Consider the following 18,933-nt stretch of genomic DNA (forward strand, 5'->3'; position numbering starts at 1 on the left):
GTGACCACCCCACTCAACCTGCACGAAGAGGTCGCCTCGGCGCTGCGTGACGGGCACCCCGTCGTCGCGTTGGAGAGCACCATCCTGTCCCACGGGCTGCCGCCGGGCCGCAACCTCGACGTCGCCCGCCGGCTCGAGCGCGTGGTGCGCGACGGTGGTGCCGTCCCGGCCACCATCGCCGTGCTCGACGGGCGCGTCGTCGTCGGACTCTCCCCCGCCGAGCTCGAGCGCGTCTGCGCGCCGGACGCCGGCCTCGACAAGCTCTCGCTACGCGACCTCGGGCCGGCCGTCGGCCTCGGCCGCTCGGGCGCGACGACCGTCGCGAGCACGTCGGCGCTGGCCGCCGCGGCCGGCATCGGCATGTTCGCCACCGGCGGGCTCGGCGGCGTGCACGTCGGCGCGGCGCAGTCCTGGGACGTCTCGGCGGACCTCGGCGTGCTGGCGAAGGTGCCGACCGTGGTCGTCTGCTCCGGCGTGAAGTCGGTCCTCGACATCCCGGCCACGCTCGAAGTGCTGGAGACGAACTCGGTGCCGGTGCTGGGCTACCGCACCGACGACTTCCCGGCGTTCTACCTCCGCTCGTCCGGGCACCGGGTCGGCTGGCGGGTCGACGACCCGAAGCAGGCCGCCGCGGTGGTCGCTGCGCACCGCGCGTACGCGGGTTCCGGTGTCCTGCTGGCGAACCCGATCCCGGAAGTGTCCGAAATGGACAAAGAGCTGCACGACCGGCTGCTCGCCGAAGGCCTCGCGCTGGTCGCCGAGCGAGGCGTGCACGGCGCCGACGTCACGCCGGTGCTGCTGGAGCACTTCCACACGGCCAGCGGCGGCGTGAGCATCGACGCCAACGAAGCCCTGGTGCTCAACAACGCGAAGCTGGCGACCGAAGTCGCGGTGGCGCTGGCATGAGCGGGATCGTGGTGGTCGGCGATGCGGCCCTCGACGTGATCGCCCGGCACGACAAGCCGCTGCCGCACGGCGGCGACGCCCGCGCGAAGATCCGCTTCACCGGCGGCGGCTCGGGCGCCAACACAGCACTGTGGCTCCGGCACCTCGGTGCGGAGACGACGCTGGTCGCCCGCATCGGCGACGACCCCGGCGGCCGGCTGATCCGCGCCGAACTGGAGGCGGCGGGCGTGCGGTGCGCGTTCGCCGTCGACCCCGAGGCTCCGACGTGTTGCGTCGTGGTGATGGTCGACGGCTCGGGGCAGCGCAGCATGCTCGCCGACCGCGGCGCGAACCAGCGCTTCGCCCCCGAGGACGTCACGCCCGAAGCCCTGTCCGGCGCTCGGCATCTCCACTTGTCCGGGTACGTGCTGCTCGACCCGCCGTCCCGCGCGGCCGGGCTGGCCTCGTTGGCCGCCGCGCGCGAGGCGGGGCTGACGACGTCGGTCGACCCGCAGGCGGCCGCGCACATCACCGACCCGGCGGCGTTCCTCGACGACGTCCGCGGGGTCGACCTGCTGATGCCGAACACCGAGGAACTGGTGGCGCTGACCGGCTCGGCGGACCCGGCGTCGGCGAAGGAGCTGCTCGGCACGGTCGGCGCGGTGGTGGTGACCGCCGGGCTGGACGGCGCGAGCTGGGTCGACGACGGCGGCGTCACGAGCGTCCCGGCCGTCGAAGCCGAGTGCGTCGACTCCACCGGCGCGGGCGACGCGTTCGACGCGGGCGTGCTCACCGGCTGGCTGGCCGGGGAGTCCACTGTGGACGTCCTGCGGCACGGGACGCGGCTCGGCGCGCTGGCCGTCGGGAAGGTGGGGCCCCAGCCGGTTTAGCCGTCGATGACGCGGTGGGGGGTGCTCTCGATCGCCTTCGCCTCGCGCTGGTAGGTCGAGACGTTCTCGGACTTGCGGGGCGGGCGGTCGTTGGCGATCAGCACCGCGATCCACGGCAGCGGCACCGAGATCGCGAGGAACCCCAGCGCCAGCCACCACACGTGGTAGGTCAGCCCGGCCGCGATCAGGCACGGGATGCGGCAGCACATCATGATGACGTACTTGCGCTTGCGTGCCTTGAACTGCTCTTCGTACGACGGGGCCGCCCCGGTGATCAGCACCGGGTCCGAGTCGTTGGCGGGCATGGTCACTGCACCACCTCCGCGATCCATCGTCCCACCTGTGGGGCTCATGCGTCACCTGGGTGGGACAACCGGCTCAGCGCCGCTGTCACCAACGTCTCGATGCCCGTGCGCAGCGTCGGGTGCAGCACCGGGGCGAAGCGCGGCGAGTGGTTGGACGGGACGTCGCGCTCGAACCGGCCCTCGGTCATCGCCGTGATGACCGTCTCCGGGTCGAAGCCGCCGACCAGCCAGAACACCGACGGCACCCCGGCCGCGCGGCCGAACTCGCTGAAGTCCTCGCTGCCGGTGACCAGCGGGGCCGGCAGCACGACGTCGGCGCCGAACCGCGCGCGGAAGACCTCGGTGAGCGCGTCGTTGGCGGCCTCGTCGTTTTCGGTGATCGGGTAGGAGCCGGACCGGACGATCTCGGGCGGCTTCGGCGCACCGGCCGTGGCCGCCTCGCCGTGGACGATCCGCTCGACCGCGGCCAGCACCCGCTCGCGGACGGCCTGGTCGAACGACCGGACGTTGACCTCGAGGACGGCGTCGTCGGCGATCACGTTGCTCGCCGTGCCCACGTGCAGCGAGCCGACGGTGACCACCGCCGAGTCGGTGGCGGCGATCTCGCGCGAGACGATCGTCTGCAGCTTGAGCACCACCGACGCGGCCAGCACGGCCGGGTCGACGGTCGTCTCCGGGCGCGAACCGTGCCCGCCGCGGCCGTACAGGGTGATCCGCAGGGTGTCGGTCGCGGCCATGATCACGCCGGGCCGTGTGAGCACCCAGCCGGCCGGCCCGGGCACCAGGTGCTGGCCGAACACGACGTCGGGGGTGCCCGCCCGGTCGAAGAGGCCGTCCCGGATCATCCGGGCGGCGCCGCCCGCGCCCTCCTCGCCCGGCTGGAAGACCACCTGCAGCGTGCCGGACCAGGCGTCCCGGCCCTTCGCGAGCAGCGCGGCGGCGCCGGAGAGCCAGGTCGCGTGCATGTCGTGGCCGCACGCGTGCATGACCGGGACGTCCTTGCCGTGCTCGTCGGTGCCGCGCGCGGTGCTCGCGTACGACAGCCCGGTCTTCTCCTCGACCGGCAGCGCGTCGATGTCGGCGCGCAGCAGCACCGTCGGGCCCTCGCCGTTGCGCAGCACGCCCAGCACCCCGGTGCCGGCGATGCCGGTGTGCACCTCGTAGCCGTCGCGCTCCAGCCGGCGGGCCAGCTCGGCCGCCGTCCGGGTCTCGGCGAAGGACAGCTCGGGGTGCCGGTGGAGGTCGATGTACAGCGCTTCGAGCTCGGGCAGCGCCGCGTCGAGCGGGGCGAGGACGCGTTCATGGGTCACGGGGGCCATCGTGGCAGCATTACCCACCGTGAGCACGCGAAGCGTACTGCCCGACCTGTCCGACGACGTCTGCGCGCGGCTGCGCGAGGCCTTCCGGCGCACCTCCTACGACGCCGACGGCGTCGTGGCCGCCCTCGGCGGGGCCGCCCACGCGGCGCTGGGCCGCGGCGAGCCGCTGCCCGCCGAACGCGCGAGCCGGGACGCCGGTGACCTGGGCACGCTGATCCGGCTGTTCCTGCTGGGCGGGACCGAGCCGGAGACCGCGGTCAAGGCCGCCTTCGCGCCGCTCACGCCGTCGGACGCGGTGGCCGCGGGTGTGCTGGCTTCGGTGTCCGACGGATACCGCGCCGCCCTCGACATCCGGCCGCACGGTGACGACGAAGGCTCCTGGTGGGTCGTGTCCGACCTCGACGCCGACGTGCTCGGCACCACCGTGCCCGAGGACCACGTGCTCGGCGTCGGCCACGCGTCGCTGTCGCTGATCCGCGCGACCAGCCGCCGCCCGGTCGGCACGCTGCTCGACCTGGGCACCGGCAACGGCGTCCAGGCCCTGCACGCGACCCGGCACGCCCAGCGCGTGACCGCGACCGACGTCTCGGAGCGGGCGCTCGCCCTGGCCGCGGCCACCTTCCGGCTGAACGAGCTGGACGTCGAGCTCGTGCGCGGCGAGTGGTTCGCACCGGTCGCGCGGCGGAAGTTCGACCAGGTCGTCTGCAACCCGCCGTTCGTGGTCGGCCCGGCGCGCGTCGACTACACCTACCGCGACTCCGGGCTGGCCGGCGACGACGCGAGCGCGCTGGTCGTCCGGCAGCTGCCCGGCTTCCTGAACGAGGGTGGCGTCGGGCAGCTGCTCGCCTCGTGGCTGCACACGGGGAAAGAGGACTGGGCCGACCGGGTGAGCCGCTGGCTCCCGGCCGAGACCGACGCGTGGTTCGTCCAGCGCGATGTGGCCGACCCGGCGCTCTACGTCGGCACCTGGCTGCGCGACGCGGGCCTCGACCCGCGCTCGCCGGAAGGCCGCGCGAAGGCGGCGGCGTGGCTCGACTGGTTCGCGGCCAACGACGTCCAGGGCATCGGGTTCGGCTTCGTCACCTTGCGGCGCGCGTCCGGGCGGACACCGACCGTCGTCTGCGAAGACCTGCGGCAGGCCTACGACGACCCGCTGGGCCCGGAAGCGGCGGGCTGGCTGGACCGCGTCGAATGGCTGCGCGAATCGGGTGATTCATTGCTTGATGTCCGGTTTGTGGTGCCCGACACGGTTTTGCTGGAAAGCATCGAGGAACCCGGCGACGAGGGCTGGGCGACGACCATCCGGCGGCTGCACCGCACCGACGGGCCGGGCTGGCAGCACGAGGTCGACGAACTGGCCGCGCGGCTGCTCGCCGGCTGCCGGGGCGCGCTGCCACTGGAGGACCTGATCGAGCTCCTCGCGTTCTCGCAAGGACTCGACGCTTCGGAGCTCGCCGCCACCGCGTTGCCCGTCGTCCGCGAGCTGGTCCGGCACGGGATGCTCGTCCCGGCGGGCCGGTGAGGGCCGTCGCGGCCCGCGTCGCGCGGGCGGACGTGACGGTCGACGGCGAGGTCGTCGGCGCGATCGACGGACCGGGTTTGCTTGTGCTGCTGGGAATCCACGTCGACGACGACGCGGCGAAGGCCGCCGTGATGGCGCGCAAATTGCACGAGCTGCGCGTGCTTCGCGACGAGGAATCATGCGCCACGGCGAATGCGCCACTGCTCGTGGTGAGCCAGTTCACGCTCTACGGCGACACGAAGAAAGGGCGGCGGCCGTCGTGGACGCGGGCCGCCCGGCCGGAGGTCGCGGAGCCGTTGGTGGACGCCGTCGTGGCCGAGCTGCGCGGGCGCGGCGCCACCGTCGCGACGGGGCGTTTCGGGGCGATGATGGCGGTCTCGAGCGTCAACGACGGTCCGTTCACCGTTCTCGTAGAGGTCTAGACCACTACGATCCGGTTCGATTCATGACCGGATTCATATGGAATTCTCAGGTTCCCCGGTCACGGAACGTTCTCAGCAAAAGCTCAGCATTGGTTGAGCAACCGGATCGCTCCGGCAGCCGTCTTCTCCTATGACGAGCCGGGAACGTTTTGGGAACCCGGAGCGTTGTGCCAGATGTCCAGCCAAGCCGGCCGGACCGGCGTACCGGGTTCCACAGGCCCCGGTCCGCGGGTACGCACCCGGTGGGACGACCGCAGCAGCACGTTCAGCCCGTGACCGGGGAGGCAGAATGTCAGTCCAGACTCTCGAACGCGAGTCGCGCGGGATTCGCGAGCGCATCCCGGCTCAGGTGTCCGAGGAGCCGGTGAGCGTGGGGGCGCTCGCCGACGGCGACCTCGACGCCCCGAGCCCCGCCGCCGACCTCGTGCGTGTCTACCTCAACGGTATCGGCAAGACGGCGCTGCTGTCCGCGGCCGACGAGGTCGAGCTCGCCAAGCGCATCGAAGCCGGGGTCTTCGCCCAGCACATGCTGGACACCGGGGAGAACCTCACCCCGAAGCGCCGCAAGGAGCTGTCCGCCCTCGTCCGCGACGGCCACGTGGCCAAGAACCACCTGCTGGAGGCCAACCTCCGTCTGGTGGTCTCGCTGGCCAAGCGCTACACCGGCCGGGGGATGCCGCTGCTCGACCTGATCCAGGAGGGGAACCTGGGTCTGATCCGCGCGGTGGAGAAGTTCGACTACTCCAAGGGGTTCAAGTTCTCGACCTACGCGACCTGGTGGATCCGCCAGGCCATCACCAGGGGGATGGCCGACCAGGGCCGCACCATCCGGCTCCCGGTCCACCTGGTGGAACAGGTCAACAAGCTCGCCCGCATCAAGCGCGACCTGCACCAGCAGCTCGGGCGCGACGCGACGAACGAGGAGCTGGCGGCCGAGTCGGGCATCCCGGCGCACAAGATCTCCGACCTGCTCGACCACTCGCGTGACCCGGTAAGCCTGGACATGCCGGTCGGCACCGAGGAGGACGCCCCGCTGGGTGACTTCATCGAGGACTCGGAGGCGACGGACGCCGAGAGCGCCGTGATCTCGGGCCTGCTGCAGGACGACCTGCGCCGCGTACTGGCGACCCTGGACGACCGCGAGCAGCACGTGATCCGGCTGCGCTACGGCCTCGACGACGGCCAGCCGCGCACGCTCGACCAGATCGGCAAGCACTTCGGGTTGTCCCGCGAGCGCGTCCGCCAGATCGAGCGCGAGGTCATGTCGAAGCTCCGCCAGGGCGAGCGAGCCGACCGCCTCCGCGCGTACGCCAGCTGATTGCTTTTCGTGAAGGGGCGGGTGCAGAGCGCACCCGCCCCTTTCGCACGTCCAGGACCAGCGGTTCCGCGTTTCCCGCGGCGGTCGACGAGAATTTTTCACGAAAACCGGGTTTGGCCCCCGACAGCCGTGGGTAGCAACCCTCCGCTGGTACCCGTTCGGCCGCGTTGACTTATGACCTCCGTCACGCCACATTCGTGGAGCGGCTTGCGGTACGGCACTGACCAGGCGCCCGGGTGTGCACGCACCCGGCCGCTTTCCCCGGGAGGTCGGGTCCGTCGGGGTGGACCCGGCCTCCCGACCAGCTCCCGCAGCCAGACCTCCCCGCAACCCCGATCCGAAGCCAGAACACGGCCGGCGGTGCCGGGTCAAGGCACGCTTTCCCGCCTTGACGCGGTACTGCCGGCCGTAGTCACAATCGGGCTTCGGGGTGGTGGGGATACCGAGCGGGGCGGGGCAGGCGTGGGGTGGCCCACAGTGATCGCATGCCTCTTCGGCGTGGCTCCTTCCGCTGCGTAGGGTGGACCGATCCCGGAGCTGGCAAAGGAGCCTGGCAGTGCCGTCCACCACCACGTTTCAGCACACCGAAGTCCTCCCGCTGGGCAAGGACACCACCACCGAGTACCGGCTGGTCACCGACGAGGGCGTCGAAACCGTCGAGGCCGCCGGGCGGAAGTTCCTGAAGATCGACCCCGCCGCGCTGACCACGCTCGCCCGCACCGCGATCACCGACATCCAGCACCTGTTGCGCACGTCACACCTGCGGCAGCTGCGGGCCATCGTCGACGACCCCGAGGCCTCCGGCAACGACCGCTTCGTCGCCATGGACCTGCTGCGCAACGCCGCTATCTCCGCCGGCGGCGTCCTCCCCATGTGCCAGGACACCGGGACCGCCATCGTCATCGGCAAGCGCGGCGAAGGCGTCCTCACCGGCGGTGACGACGAACGCGCGCTCTCGCAGGGCATCTTCGACGCCTACCAGCAGCTGAACCTGCGCTACTCGCAGATGGCGCCGGTGAACTTCTGGGACGAGCGCAACACCGGCACCAACCTCCCCGCCCAGGTGGAGCTCTACCACAGGGACAACACAGCCGGCCAGCCCGAAGATCCTTACTACGAGTTCCTCTTCATGGCCAAGGGCGGTGGCAGCGCCAACAAGACGTTCCTCTACCAGGAGACCAAGGCCGTCCTGAACCCGAAGCGGCTCGCGCGCTTCCTCGACGAGAAGCTGCGCAGCCTCGGCACCGCGGCCTGCCCGCCGTACCACCTGGCGATCGTCGTCGGCGGCATGTCGGCCGAGTTCAACCTGAAGGTCGCGAAGCTCGCCTCCGCGCGCTACCTCGACAACCTCCCGGCCGAGGGCTCCGAGCTCGGCCACGCCTTCCGCGACCAGGACCTCGAGCAGCAGGTGCTCGAGATGACCCGCCAGTTCGGCATCGGCGCGCAGTTCGGCGGCAAGTACTTCTGCCACGACGTCCGCGTCATCCGGCTCCCCCGCCACGGCGCCAGCTGCCCCGTCGGCATCGCCGTGAGCTGCTCCGCCGACCGGCAGGCCAAGGCGAAGATCACCGCCGACGGCGTGTTCATCGAGCAGCTCGAGCGCGACCCGGCGCGGTTCCTCCCCGACGTCACCGAGGAAGACCTCTCCGACGACGTCGTGAGCGTCGGCCTCAACCGGCCGATGGCCGAGATCCGCGCGCAGCTCTCGCAGCTGCCGGTCAAGACGCGGCTTTCGCTCACCGGGCCGCTGGTCGTCGCCCGCGACATCGCGCACGCGAAGATCGCCGAGCGCCTCGACGCCGGCGAGGAGATGCCGGACTACCTGAAGAACCACCCGGTCTACTACGCCGGCCCAGCGAAGACGCCGGAAGGCTACGCGTCGGGCTCGTTCGGCCCGACGACCGCCGGCCGGATGGACTCCTACGTCGAGCAGTTCCAGGCCGCCGGCGGCTCACTCGTCATGCTGGCCAAGGGAAACCGCTCGAAGCAGGTGACGAACGCGTGCCAGTCGCACGGCGGGTTCTACCTCGGTTCGATCGGCGGCCCGGCCGCGCGGCTCGCGCAGGACTGCATCAAGAAGGTGGACGTCCTCGAGTACGCCGAGCTCGGCATGGAAGCCGTCTGGAAGATCGAGGTCGAGGACTTCCCGGCGTTCATCGTCATCGACGACAAGGGCAACGACTTCTTCGCCAGCACCGGTGACCCGGTGTTGCAGATCAGCTTCCGTTAGAACGCAAGGGAAGGGGACACCGGCCCGCCGCCGGTGCCCCCTTTCTTCCCTGCTCCCTCAGCCGACGCGCTCGATCCGCGCGTGCCGGATGAGGAACTTTCCGGGTTCCCGCACCTGCTCGAAGGCCGCGTTGTTGAGCAGCGTGCAGCTGCCCGACACCGACGTGACCGCCACCGTGGTGGACTTCGAGTTGTCCAGGTTGGTCACCTTCAGCTTCGTCCCCGCCGGGAACTGGTTGCTCGACGCGGCGGGCGCGCCGCCTTCGCCCGAGAGCGTCACCGTCGAGCCCGGGCAGACGACGGCGCCGGTGGCCACACCGGACTGGTTCTGCTGCTGGTTCTGTTTCTGCGGCTGGCTTTGCTGGGCCGGCGCCTGTTGCGCCGGGGCTTGTGCGGCCGGGGCCGGCGCGGCCTGGCCGTTGTTCGCGGCGACGTTCGCCGTGCAGCCCGCGACCTGCCGCCGTTGCTGGATCAGGTCGACGACCGCCTGCCGGTTGGCGATCCGCGCGGCCGACTGCGCGTCCGGGTTCGCCCGCTGGCCCGCGATGAAGTTCAGGTTGTTCTGCAGGGCGGTGTCGAGTCCCCCGCAGTTCTCCTTCGGTGCCTCGGCCGCGTTGCCCGCGGGACTGCTCAGCGCGATGGCGGCCGCGGTGACGCCGGAAACGCCCAGCAACGCGGCCAGCCCGACGGTCGCCTGCTTGCGGTGCCGACCACTGCTCAACCGGGGCATGTGCCCCTCCTCTCTGATCACCACCTCACCCTTGGATACGGCTCGGTAACACGAGCGGTTCACCGGAACAGCCGGAAGTTTTTCGACGACTTCGACGGGCGGGGGAAAGAGGTGGTCCGGACCACGGGGGTGAAGAGTGGCGGCTACCTGGGCGCCGAGGAGGGAACCACGCCGCAGGGCGCGAGTGGTTCGGACCATGCTTCAGCGCGCACGCCGGCCGCGGTCCGGGCGCCGGTCACGCCACCAGCGCACCGCCGACCGCTCGGCTCACACCACCAGCGCACCGCCACCCACCGACCCGGCCCGGCTCACGCCACCAGCACCGCCGACCACCGCCCCACCCCGGCTCACGCCACCAGGGCAACGCCGGTCGCTCCCCCACCCGGGCCCACGCCACCAACACACCACCGGCCACCGCCCGCCGCCCCGGCTCACGCCGCCAGCCACCGCCCCACCCCGGCTCACACCACCAGCGCACCGCCAGCCACCGACCCGCCCCGGCTCACACCACCATCACCGCCGGCCACCACTCCGCCCGGCCCACGCCACCGGCCACCGCCCGCCGCCCCGGCTCACGCCGCCAGCCACCGCCCCGCCCTGGCTCACGCCACCAGCACACCGCCGACCGCTCCCCCAACCCGGCTCACGCCACCAGCACCGCCAGCCACCACCCCGGCTCACACCGCCGGCGACTGCCCCACCCCGGCTCACGCCACTGGCGCGCCGTCGTGGTCCGAGTTGCCCACCCGGGCCGCCGTGGCCAGGGCCCAGCGGCCGGTCGTCACCAAACCCAGCGCGAACACCACCACTCCGCAGCCCGCGACGATCGCCCACACCGCATGGCCCGTACCCGGCGGCGCTCCCACGTCCGCCGCCACCACCGCGCCGATCACCGCCACCCCCAGCGACGTCCCCACCTGGCGGCTCGTCGACGCCACCGCCGCCGCCAGGCCCGCCTGCTCGCGCGGCATCCCGGACACCGCCGCGTTCGTGATCGGCGCGTTGAGCAGCCCGTAGCCGATGCCGAAGCACACGTACCCCGTCACCACCCACGCGATCGGCGTCGCCGGGCCGGTGCCCGCCAGCACCACGCCGGCCGCCGCAATCCCCGCGCCGGCCACCAGCAGCGGCAGCCGCGGGCCGCGGACGCCCGTCAGCCGGCCCGACAACGGCGCACCCACGGCCGTCAGCACCGCCATCGGCAACGTCAGCAACCCCGCGTGCAGCACCGAAAACCCGCGCGTCTCCTGCAGGTAGAGCGTGGTCAGGAACAAGAACCCCGACAGCGCCGCGAACCCCGCGATCGCGGTGAGCGTCGCGCCCGAGAACGGGACGCTGCGGAAGAACCTCAGCTCCAGCAACGGGTCCCGGCGCCGTCGCTCGTACGGCAGCAGCACCGCCAGCGCCGCGGCGGCGAGCACGAAACAGCCCACCATCACCGGCGCGCCCGAGCCGCGGCCTTCGATGATCCCGTACGTCAGCGACGCCAGCAGCACGATCACCAGCAGCTGCCCGACCGGGTCGAGGCGGCGCGGGCGCGGGGCGCGCGACTCCGGGACGAACAGCGCCGTCAGCACGATCGCGGCGACGCCGACCGGGACGTTGATCCAGAAGATCGAGCGCCAGCCCGCCCAGGCGACGAGCACGCCGCCGAGCACCGGGCCGACCGCCAGGCTCAGCCCGTTCACCCCGGCCCAGACGCCGATCGCGCGGGCGCGGTCCCGCGGATCGGTGAAGACGTTCGCGACGATGGACAGCGCGACCGGGTTGAGCATCGACCCGCCGATCGCCTGCAGCGCGCGGAACGCGACCAGCAGCCCGATCGACGGCGCGATCCCGCACAGCAGCGAGCCGAGGCTGAACAGCGCGAGCCCGGTCTGGAACGTCCGGCGCCGCCCGATCCGGTCCGCGGTCGAGCCGGACAGCATGAGCAGGCTCGCCAGCACCAGCGTGTACGCGTCGATCGTCCACTGCAGACTGGACACCGACGCGCCGAACTCGTGGCGGATCGACGGCAGCGCGAGATTCACGATCGTGTTGTCGAGCCCGACGATGAACAGGCTCAGGCAGCAGATCGCGAGGACCGCCCGCCGTCGCACCGGCTGTGGCACGGCCGTCGTCAGGCCGGGAACAGCTCGGTGAGCCGCGCGAGGGTCTTCTCGATGCCCTCGGCGTTCTTGCGCGGGAACGGGCTGAGGCTGATCGCGAGCGGGAACTTCGCCGTCGACCAGTCGAACGTCTCGGTGACCTCGGTGCGGCCGTCCTCGAGCGGCTCGAGGCGCCAGCGCCAGCGGTGGCCGTTGAAGTGCCGCCAGGCGATGAGCCGGCCCTCTTCGAACTCGACGACGGTGTTGAGGATCTTGTACGGCGCGCCGATCTTCATGTCCATGCCGAAGCGCGCGCCGAGCGTGAGCCGGTCCGGGCCGCCGGACTGGGCGGCCCGGACCGTGCCGGATCCGTCGATGAGCGGGTGCTGGGCCGGATCGGCGAGGAGCCCGAAGATCTTCTCGGGCGGCGCGGCGACGATCGCGGTGCGTGAGACCTGGCGGCTTCCCATCACCCGAGCCTAGGCCAGGGTGATCACTTCGGCGGCGTGGTCTTCAGCACGACCGTGCGCTGGTCCAGCGGCGCGGCCAGGGCGACCGAGATCACCGGGTAGCGGATGTCCATGGTGCACATCTGGCCGGTCTGGGCCTTGGTCTCGCTCAGGTTGACGACGACGCGGTCGCCGGCCTGCTCGGTCGCCTCGCCGAGGGCGTGGCCGCAGCCGCCTTCCTGGGCGCGGATGTTGAGGATCGTGCCGCCGTTGGCCGTCCACACCTCGTGCGGGTAGTTCCGGGGCAGGGCCGTGGCGTCGATCTTGTCGGGCGGCACCTGCGTGCTCCCTTCGGGCACGGTGAGCCGCGGTTTGCCCGGCGGGTTGGCCGACGGCGACGTCGGCAGCACCGACTCGGTCGGCGACGTCGAAACGCTCCCGGTGGGAGCGACGGAGTCACCTCCGGCCGCGGGCTGGCTGGTGGACATGTCCTGGCCGGCGCAGGCCGTCGCCATCAGCAGGAACGCGCCTGTCCCGACCACCTTCGCTGAGTACCTCATGCCCCGAAGACGGAACGGACGGCGCTGGGGTTGCACGGAAGATCGACTGGTTCGTGCTTTTCCCACGAAGCCCCCGGACGTGGTCTGGGAGGGCCGCCCCCGGGCATCCCGGGGGCGGCCCTCCCAGCGTCTGCGGGAGCTCCTCAGCCCTGGCGGAGCACCACCGTGCGCGTGCCCAGCGGCTCGGCGAGGGTCAGCGGGAGGGTGATCTCCTTGATGTAGTCCGGGCACATCTGGCCCTTCTTCGCCGCGCTGACGGCGACCAGCACGACGACCTGCTGCGGCGTCTGGTCACCGACGTGCGCCGAAATGTGCCGGCAGCCGCCCTCCTCCGCCTGGAGGATCAGCGTCTTGCCGTCGGTGCTCCGGGTGAAGCTCCGGGGGTAGCCCTCGGGCAGCCCGCGCGCGTCGATCTGCGACTCCGCGATCACGTCGTCGCCCGGGGCGATGCCCTGCGTCGGGCGGCCGACCGTCTGCGACGGCGGGGGCGCGACCGTCGGCGAACCGGGCACCGAGGACGAAGCCGACGTCGTGGGGGTCTCCGGTCCGGTGCTGCCCGGAGCGCCCGCGGTACCCGCCGCCCCGCACGCCGTCAGCGTGAGGAGCAGCAGGCCCGTACCCAGCAGTGTGCGCATACCTGCCAGACGGACCGGACGCCGATTCGGTTGCACCTACCGGTGCGCCGCCCGGCCGCGGACCAGACCCAGCAGCACCACGCCCGCGAGGGTGACCCCGAGCAGGACGACCGTCGCCGCCGAGGCGAGGAACACCTGGCCGCGGTCGGTCAGCGCGAAGATGCTCGCCGGCAGCGTGCGCCAGTCCGGCGGGTACAGCATCATCGTCGCGCCCAGCTCGCCCATCGACATCGCCAGCGCGAGGCTCGCCGACGCCGTCATCGCCGGGAGCAGCACCGGGACGCGCACCCGCAGCAGCACCCGCACCGGGGACGCCCCGAGCGACGCCGCTGCCCGCGCGAGCAGCGGGTCGACGCGGGCGAGCGCCGCCGAGACCGTGCTGTAGGCGAACGGCAGCAGGATGAGCAGGTGCCCGAGCAGCACGATCCAGCGGGTGCCGTTGAACGCCAGCGGCGGCCGGCTGAACGCCACCAGCAGCGCCAGCCCCAGCACCACCGACGGCACCGCGATCGGCAGGTGGAACAGCGTGTCGGCGAACTGCCGCAGCCGCCGCGGCGCGGTCTCGGCCGCCAGCGCCGCCCCCGTGCCGAGCAGGACGGCCGCCGCGCCCGCGATGACACCCGTCTGGACGCTCACCGAGAGACTCGCGAACGTCTCCCCCGACACCGCGTCGGCGTAGTGGGCGAAGGTCAGGCCGCCCGGCAGCACGCCCGTCCAGTGCCCGGCGAACGACGCGAGCACGATCATCACCAGCGGCGCCGCCACCACGACGGCGAACACCACGCCGAACACCAGCCACAGCAGCACCTTGCTACGCCGCGTCCACAGCAGCACCGCGACCCCTTCCCGCGAGAACCCGGTAACTCCCGTACAGCAGCAGCGAAATCGCGACGTCGACCAGCGCGACGACACTCGCCGCCGGGAAGTCGAACGTGACGATCCCCTTGCCGTACACCAGCATCGGCAGCGTCGTGACGCCCTTCGCGCCGAGGAACAGCACGATGCCGAACTCGTTGAGCGCCAGCAGCAGCGTCAGGCACGCACCCGAAGCCAGCGACGGCAGCGCCGCGGGCAGCACGACCCGCCACAGCACCCGTCCCGGCCGCGCGCCCAGCGATGCCGCGACGTCCAGGTGCACGCCCGGGACCTGGCCGAACGCCGCCAGCGCCGGCCGCATCACGAACGGCGTGTAGAACGTGACCTCGGCGAGCAGCACGCCCCACGGCGAGTAGAGGAAGCCGCCGGCGCCGAAGACGCCCGCGCTGCCGTAGAGGAACGTGAAGGCCAGGGCGATGAGGAACGACGGGAACGCGAGCACGGTGTCGACCAGCCGTGACAGCGTCCCCGCGCCCGGGAACGGGACGAACGCGACGACCAGGGCGAGGAACGTCCCGAGCAGCACGCAGCCGGTCGTCGCGCCCAGCGCGAGCAGCACGGTCTGCCCGGCCGCATCGCGGAACTCCGCCGAGCCCAGCACGTCGGCCCAGACGCCCAGCCCGAACCCGGTGTCCGTGGTCAGCGACTGCCCGGCCACCAGGACCAGCGGGTAGCCGAAGAACACCGCGACGACCACCAGCGGCGGCAGCAGCCACAGACCGCGGGTGCGCGGCCCGGCCGTCCGCCGCGGCCGCGCTACGACGGCTTCGAGCGCGACGCCGCTCATGTGCCGACCCCGACCAACGGGCAGCCGTCGGGGATCGAGACGCCGACCGCCGTCCCGACGGGGAACGCCTCGGGCACCTCGGCCCGGATCGTCTCACCGGTCGCCAGGACCAGGTCCAAGCGGTAGCCGGTGCCGCGCCACTGCACGGCCCGGACCAGCGCCGGGAGCGTGCCGGCACCGGGTTCGCCGACGCCGACGCGGTGCGGGCGGACGCCGAGGGCGACCGGGCCGGGCCCGAGGGCGCCGGTCGGCTCGGCGGTCAGCACGCGCTCGCCGAGCCGGACCGTCGCCGGTGCGCCGTCGCTGACGAGGTCGACCGGGATGAGGTTGGCCGCGCCGAGGAAGCTCGCGGTGAACTCCGAAGCCGGCCGCCGGTAGAGCTGCTCGGCCGGCCCGGTCTCGACCAGCCGGGAGTCGCGCATGACGGCGATGCGGTCGGCCAGCGCGAGGGCCTCGCCCTGGTCGTGGGTGACGTAGACGAGCGTGGTGTCCGGCAGCTCGGCGCGCAGCCGCAGCAGTTCGGCGAGCATGTCCTCGCGCAGGGTGGCGTCCAGCGCGGACAGCGGTTCGTCCAGCAGCAGCACGTCCGGCCGGATGGCCAGCGCCCGCGCGAGCGCGACGCGCTGCTGCTGCCCGCCGGACAGCTCGCGCGGGAACCGCCGGGCGTACGTCCCCATGCCGACGAGGTCGAGGACTTCGGCGACCCGCCGGGTGACTTCGCCGCGTGGCGCCCGCCGCGCCTTGAGCCCGAAGGCGACGTTGGCGTCGACGCGCAGGTGCGGGAACAGCGCGTAGCTCTGCACGACCACGCCGAGGCCGCGCCGGTGCGGCGGCCGGTCGGTGACGTCCTCGCCACCGAGGAACACCCGGCCCGCGCCGGGCAGGACGAACCCGGCGAGGGCCTTGAGCGCGGTCGACTTGCCCGAGCCGGACGGCCCGAGCAGCGCCAGGGTTTCGCCCCGGCCGACCGTCAGGTCGAGGGAGTCGAGCGCGGTGGTGCGTCCGAAGTGGACGGACACGCCGCGCCACTCGACGGCCGGGGTCATCGGCCGACGGCCTTCTTGTACGCGGCCAGGTCGGCGTCGAGCTTGCCGAGCACGGCGGCCCAGTCCGGGTGCCAGATCTCGACGCCGTCGAGCGCGGCCTTGATCTTCGCGGCGTTCGCGCCGGTGGCCGTGACGTCGGCGCGGGCCGGGATGCCGTACGCGTCGGCGGCCTTCGCCTGGACCTCGGGCGAGAACAGGAAGTCGAGGAGCTTCTTGGCGTCGTCGGCGTGCGGCGCGTTCGCCACGAGCCCGGCGTAGTACGGCAGCGCGAACGTCGAGCGCTTGCCCTGGGCGTCGGCCGGGAAGAAGACGTCGAAGCCGCCGCCCTTGGCGATCTCGGCGAGGTTCATCTGGACGTCGCCGTTGGCCACCAGCAGCTCGCCCTTGGCCACCTTCGGCTGCAGCTTGCCCGTGGACGACGACGGTCCGGCGTTGTTCGCCTCGAGCTTCCCGAGGTAGTCGAGCGCGCCCTGCTCGCCGAGGACGTGCTGCAGCTGCAGCAGGACGGCGGTGCCGTCGCCGGCCTCGCCGGGCGTCGAGTACTGGACCTTGCCCTTGAGCTTCGGGTCGAGCAGGTCGTCCCAGGTCTTCGCGGTGGACTGCGGATTGCGGATGAAGCTGAGGTAATTGTCCATCATGGCGGAGTAGCGGCCCTGCGGGTCCTTTTCGGACACTTGGCCGGCGCCCTGCGGAGTGTAGGGCTGCAGCAGGCCCGCGACACGCTGGATGAACGGCGGGAGCGTGACGAGGACGTCGGCCTGGGTGTTCGCCTTCTCCTTCTCGACGCGGGAGGCGACCTCGCCGGACCCGGCCGTCACGGCCTGGACGGTGATGCCGGTCTGCTGCTTGAACTCGGCGAAGCGGGCGGTGTACCAGTCTTCCAGGCCGTCCACTGTGTACACGGTGACGGTCTTGCCGCCGGCGCTCGCGGCGCCGGTGCCGCCGCAGGCGGACAGGACGGCGGTCAGCGCGACCGCGAGGACGGTGGCCAGGGTCTTCTTCATTTCGTTCCTTCGAGCAGGGTGGGGAGGTCACGGACGGAGTCGAGGACGTGGGTGGCTTCGAGGAGGTCTTCGCGGCGGCCGGCGCCGGTGAGGATGCCGGCGACGACGGACGCGCCGGCGCGGAGTCCGCAAAGGACGTCCGACGCGGTGTCGCCGACGACGGCGATGCGCCGCACGTCGGTGACTTCGAGCCGCAACGCGGCGGCGAGGACGAGGTCGGGGAACGGACGGCCGCGGACGCCGTCACCGGGCGCGAGCGCGAGGTCGGCCAGGTCGCGCCAGCCGAGCGTGTCGAGGATGGCCTGCTGGGTGGCGGCCGCGAAGCCGGTGGTGAAGGCGACTTTGACGCCGTCACCGCGCAGGCCGCGGATGACTTCTTCGGCACCCGGGATCGGCTTGCACTCCCCCGCCCGCACCAGGTCGCCGTACGCGGTCTCGAAGGCGGAATTGGCTTGCTGCGCCCGGGTTTCTTCCCGCAGGAGAGCCCGGAAGACGGTGATCTTCGACTGGCCCATGGTGTCGACGACGTACTGCAGCATCTCCGGGTACTTCTCTTCGGGCACGCCGACGGTCTCGATGGCGGCGGTGAAGGCCTTCACGACGAGTCCGTCGTCGGCGACGGTCGTGCCCGCCATGTCCAGGACGACGAGTTCGGGGGTCACAGGTCCAGCTCCTCGGCGGTGTCTTCGGCGATGGCGGGTGCGCAGGTCATGCCGCGGCCGCCCGGCCCGGTGACGAGCCAGGCGTTGCCGGCGACGCGGGCGCGGTGCACGATCCGGCCGGGGTCGGCGGTCTGCGCGTAGACCCCGGCCCAGCGGCGCCGGATCCGCGGCAGCGGGCGCCCGAGCAGCGCGCCGGCGACGGTTTCCAGGTGGTCGTAGGGGGCTTCGGTGACGTCGAAGGCGAAGGGCTCGTCGTACTCGTGGGTGTCGCCGATGGTGAGGGAGCCGTCGAGCCGCTGGACGAGCAGGAGCTGCATCCGGTGCGCCCGGGCCGTTTCGGTCTGCGGCTGCGTCTTTTCGAGGGTGTCGAGGGCTTCGCCGCGGTAGGCGGGGTAGTAGCGGAAGCTGTCCCCGTCGGCGACGCTGGTGGTGAGCGTTTCGCCGAGGGGCTCGGTCTGGGCCATCTGGAGCCGGACTTTTCTCACCGGCGCTTCCCCGGCGAGCTCCCGGACGAGCCCGCCGGTCCAGGCGCCGGTGCAGAAGAGGACGAGGTCGCCGTCGTGGCGCTCACCGCGGTCGTCGACGACGCCGGCGCCGGTGAGGTGGCGGACTTCGCGGCCGGGACGCCACGTGTAGCGGCCGGTTTTGACGAGTTCCGCGCGCAGGGCCGGTTGGGCGGTGCGCGGTTCGACGGCGGCGTCGCGTTCGCACCAGAGGGCGCCTCGGAACTCGCCCCGGAGAGCCGGGTTGAGTTCGCGGGTCTCGGTGGCGTCGAGCAGCTTGTAGCCGCGGTCGGCTCCCGCTTTGACGGCTTCCTCGGCGACGGCGAGTTCGGCGTCGGTCCGGGCGACGGTGAGGGAGCCGTTGGGCCGGAAGCCGAGCCCGGGGACGCGCGCGCCGAGCCGTTCCCAGAGGTGCCGGGCCCGCAGCGCGGTCGCCAGCTCGGCCCCGGTGGCCCGGCCGCCGACCCAGACCAAGCCGAAGTTGCGGACGGACGCGCCGCGGGCCTCGGGTTCGCGTTCGAGCTGGACGACGTCGTGGCCGCGTTCGACGGCCTGCCAGGCGTGCAGCGTGCCGAGCACGCCGCCGCCCACGATGAGGATTCGCACGCGGCCCACGCTGTCGGCCGCGCGCCAACGGGCGCTGGCCCCTCGGCGAACGCGGAGTGAAGCGCCCTCGAATATTGGACCGGATGAGTTACCGTCCC

At 72.4% G+C, this 18,933-nt stretch carries 19 protein-coding genes; 6 read left to right on the forward strand and 13 right to left on the reverse strand.

The window, feature by feature from the left end:
• A complete protein-coding gene (locus ACZ7OH_RS23850) occupies positions 1-906 on the forward strand; it encodes a pseudouridine-5'-phosphate glycosidase (RefSeq protein ID WP_400889657.1) in 906 nt (301 codons plus the stop codon).
• Positions 903-1,775, forward strand: coding sequence for a carbohydrate kinase family protein (locus tag ACZ7OH_RS23855; RefSeq protein WP_470282768.1), 873 nt, complete (start codon positions 903-905; stop codon positions 1,773-1,775). Before ACZ7OH_RS23850 ends, ACZ7OH_RS23855 begins: the two co-directional genes overlap by 4 nt.
• Here the strand turns inward: ACZ7OH_RS23855 and ACZ7OH_RS23860 are convergent.
• Both ACZ7OH_RS23860 and ACZ7OH_RS23865 read right to left on the reverse strand, forming a co-directional pair.
• The gene (locus ACZ7OH_RS23860) at positions 1,772-2,086 is read right to left on the reverse strand and encodes a DUF3099 domain-containing protein (RefSeq protein WP_470282769.1); all 315 of its coding nucleotides are present in this window, start codon (positions 2,084-2,086) and stop codon (positions 1,772-1,774) included. The genes ACZ7OH_RS23855 and ACZ7OH_RS23860 overlap by 4 nt on opposite strands.
• A 38-nt stretch (positions 2,087-2,124) precedes the next feature.
• Positions 2,125-3,399, reverse strand: a complete 1,275-nt coding sequence (locus ACZ7OH_RS23865) for an amidohydrolase (RefSeq protein WP_470282770.1) — start codon at positions 3,397-3,399, stop codon at positions 2,125-2,127.
• A 19-nt stretch (positions 3,400-3,418) separates the two neighbouring features.
• On the opposite strand from ACZ7OH_RS23865, the gene ACZ7OH_RS23870 reads away from it, so the two are divergent.
• The 4 genes from ACZ7OH_RS23870 (at position 3,419) to ACZ7OH_RS23885 (ending at position 8,891) form a co-directional block, all read left to right on the forward strand.
• Positions 3,419-4,921: a DUF7782 domain-containing protein gene (locus tag ACZ7OH_RS23870; protein WP_470282771.1), complete on the forward strand. Its 1,503-nt coding sequence runs from the start codon at positions 3,419-3,421 to the stop codon at positions 4,919-4,921.
• On the forward strand, positions 4,918-5,343 hold the full coding sequence (dtd, locus tag ACZ7OH_RS23875) for a D-aminoacyl-tRNA deacylase (protein WP_372668244.1): 426 nt from the start codon (positions 4,918-4,920) through the stop codon (positions 5,341-5,343). The genes ACZ7OH_RS23870 and dtd overlap by 4 nt, the downstream gene beginning before the upstream one ends.
• A 289-nt stretch (positions 5,344-5,632) precedes the next feature.
• Positions 5,633-6,661 (forward strand): sigma-70 family RNA polymerase sigma factor, encoded by a 1,029-nt coding sequence (locus ACZ7OH_RS23880; RefSeq protein ID WP_400889647.1) that lies wholly within the window; start codon positions 5,633-5,635, stop codon positions 6,659-6,661.
• A gap of 556 nt (positions 6,662-7,217) precedes the next feature.
• Positions 7,218-8,891: a fumarate hydratase gene (locus ACZ7OH_RS23885; RefSeq protein WP_470282772.1), complete on the forward strand. Its 1,674-nt coding sequence runs from the start codon at positions 7,218-7,220 to the stop codon at positions 8,889-8,891.
• A 57-nt stretch (positions 8,892-8,948) separates the two neighbouring features.
• Here the strand turns inward: ACZ7OH_RS23885 and ACZ7OH_RS23890 are convergent, their stop codons facing one another.
• From ACZ7OH_RS23890 to ACZ7OH_RS23940, 11 genes are all read right to left on the reverse strand, one after another.
• Positions 8,949-9,620, reverse strand: coding sequence for a hypothetical protein (locus tag ACZ7OH_RS23890; RefSeq protein WP_470282773.1), 672 nt, complete (start codon positions 9,618-9,620; stop codon positions 8,949-8,951).
• 707 nt (positions 9,621-10,327) lie between these two features.
• Entirely contained in the window at positions 10,328-11,731 is a 1,404-nt protein-coding gene (locus ACZ7OH_RS23895) for an MFS transporter (RefSeq protein ID WP_470282774.1), read from the reverse strand.
• A gap of 8 nt (positions 11,732-11,739) precedes the next feature.
• Positions 11,740-12,177: an SRPBCC family protein gene (locus tag ACZ7OH_RS23900; protein WP_400889639.1), complete on the reverse strand. Its 438-nt coding sequence runs from the start codon at positions 12,175-12,177 to the stop codon at positions 11,740-11,742.
• 23 nt (positions 12,178-12,200) lie between these two features.
• The gene (locus ACZ7OH_RS23905; protein ID WP_470282775.1) at positions 12,201-12,716 is read right to left on the reverse strand and encodes a hypothetical protein; all 516 of its coding nucleotides are present in this window, start codon (positions 12,714-12,716) and stop codon (positions 12,201-12,203) included.
• A 143-nt stretch (positions 12,717-12,859) separates the two neighbouring features.
• Complete coding sequence (locus ACZ7OH_RS23910; RefSeq protein WP_470282776.1) at positions 12,860-13,351, reverse strand: hypothetical protein; 492 nt, start codon at positions 13,349-13,351, stop codon at positions 12,860-12,862.
• Between the two features lie 36 nt (positions 13,352-13,387).
• Complete coding sequence (locus ACZ7OH_RS23915) at positions 13,388-14,185, reverse strand: ABC transporter permease (protein WP_400889633.1); 798 nt, start codon at positions 14,183-14,185, stop codon at positions 13,388-13,390.
• Positions 14,163-15,014, reverse strand: coding sequence for a 2-aminoethylphosphonate ABC transporter permease subunit (locus tag ACZ7OH_RS23920; RefSeq protein WP_470282777.1), 852 nt, complete (start codon positions 15,012-15,014; stop codon positions 14,163-14,165). Before ACZ7OH_RS23920 ends, ACZ7OH_RS23915 begins: the two co-directional genes overlap by 23 nt.
• Positions 15,011-16,060: an ABC transporter ATP-binding protein gene (locus ACZ7OH_RS23925; protein ID WP_470282778.1), complete on the reverse strand. Its 1,050-nt coding sequence runs from the start codon at positions 16,058-16,060 to the stop codon at positions 15,011-15,013. The genes ACZ7OH_RS23920 and ACZ7OH_RS23925 overlap by 4 nt, the downstream gene beginning before the upstream one ends.
• The gene (locus ACZ7OH_RS23930; protein WP_470282779.1) at positions 16,057-17,064 is read right to left on the reverse strand and encodes a 2-aminoethylphosphonate ABC transporter substrate-binding protein; all 1,008 of its coding nucleotides are present in this window, start codon (positions 17,062-17,064) and stop codon (positions 16,057-16,059) included. The genes ACZ7OH_RS23925 and ACZ7OH_RS23930 overlap by 4 nt, the downstream gene beginning before the upstream one ends.
• Positions 17,061-17,726, reverse strand: coding sequence for a phosphonatase-like hydrolase (locus ACZ7OH_RS23935; protein ID WP_470282780.1), 666 nt, complete (start codon positions 17,724-17,726; stop codon positions 17,061-17,063). Before ACZ7OH_RS23935 ends, ACZ7OH_RS23930 begins: the two co-directional genes overlap by 4 nt.
• Entirely contained in the window at positions 17,723-18,835 is a 1,113-nt protein-coding gene (locus ACZ7OH_RS23940) for a TIGR03364 family FAD-dependent oxidoreductase (protein WP_470282781.1), read from the reverse strand. The genes ACZ7OH_RS23935 and ACZ7OH_RS23940 overlap by 4 nt, the downstream gene beginning before the upstream one ends.
• Positions 18,836-18,933: the final 98 nt, after the last annotated feature.

This window comes from Amycolatopsis sp. NPDC114478 (assembly GCF_055633805.1).

Excerpts from the sequence above, each read along its gene's own strand:
- ACZ7OH_RS23855 (WP_470282768.1), top strand. The coding sequence starts at position 903 with ATGAGCGGGATCGTGGTGGTCGGCGATGCGGCCCTCGACGTGATCGCC.
- ACZ7OH_RS23865 (WP_470282770.1), bottom strand. The coding sequence starts at position 3,399 with ATGGCCCCCGTGACCCATGAACGCGTCCTCGCCCCGCTCGACGCGGCG.
- ACZ7OH_RS23880 (WP_400889647.1), top strand. The coding sequence starts at position 5,633 with ATGTCAGTCCAGACTCTCGAACGCGAGTCGCGCGGGATTCGCGAGCGC.
- ACZ7OH_RS23890 (WP_470282773.1), bottom strand. The coding sequence starts at position 9,620 with ATGCCCCGGTTGAGCAGTGGTCGGCACCGCAAGCAGGCGACCGTCGGG.
- ACZ7OH_RS23900 (WP_400889639.1), bottom strand. The coding sequence starts at position 12,177 with ATGGGAAGCCGCCAGGTCTCACGCACCGCGATCGTCGCCGCGCCGCCC.
- ACZ7OH_RS23905 (WP_470282775.1), bottom strand. The coding sequence starts at position 12,716 with ATGAGGTACTCAGCGAAGGTGGTCGGGACAGGCGCGTTCCTGCTGATG.
- ACZ7OH_RS23910 (WP_470282776.1), bottom strand. The coding sequence starts at position 13,351 with ATGCGCACACTGCTGGGTACGGGCCTGCTGCTCCTCACGCTGACGGCG.
- ACZ7OH_RS23920 (WP_470282777.1), bottom strand. The coding sequence starts at position 15,014 with ATGAGCGGCGTCGCGCTCGAAGCCGTCGTAGCGCGGCCGCGGCGGACG.
- ACZ7OH_RS23925 (WP_470282778.1), bottom strand. The coding sequence starts at position 16,060 with ATGACCCCGGCCGTCGAGTGGCGCGGCGTGTCCGTCCACTTCGGACGC.
- ACZ7OH_RS23930 (WP_470282779.1), bottom strand. The coding sequence starts at position 17,064 with ATGAAGAAGACCCTGGCCACCGTCCTCGCGGTCGCGCTGACCGCCGTC.